We start from the raw sequence: 389 nt of genomic DNA, 5'->3' as shown, positions 1-389 counted from the left end.
CCTGGGCCGCGGTCGGCGGAAAGGGCGGTCCGGAGGGGCTGCTGGCGGCGAGCAGCAGCGGCGATGCCGTGGCCACCGCGATCGTGGAACGGGCGTCGTCGGCGCTCGCAGAGGCGATCCTCACCCTGTGCGCCCTCGTCGATCCGGGGTGCATCGTGATCGGCGGCGGGCTCGCTCAGGCGCCGCACCAGCTCGTGACGCTCGCTGCGCGCTACGTCGGCGAGCGCGCCTCGTTCCACCGGGTTCCGCCCATCGTGCCGGCCACGCTCGGCGAGTGGGCCGGGGCGAACGGCGCCGTGCTGACCGCGCTCCGTCGCCAGCGCGCCCTCGTCTGACGCGCCGCACTCCGAGTGCGCATCGCATCCCGCCGAGCGCACGGGTTCTTGCCG

1 protein-coding gene is annotated in these 389 nt (G+C 75.6%); it reads left to right on the top strand.

Annotated elements, in window-relative coordinates; genetic code table 11:
• A partial coding sequence (locus tag ACNPM4_RS05165; protein WP_448984927.1) for an ROK family protein occupies window positions 1–335 on the top strand: 335 nt, incomplete at its 5' end.
• Window positions 336–389: the final 54 nt, after the last annotated feature.

The sequence above is a fragment of the Microbacterium umsixpiens genome, from assembly GCF_053543675.1.
Note: the sequence above shows the minus strand (reverse complement) of the source record. Positions and strands in the feature narration are given on the sequence as shown.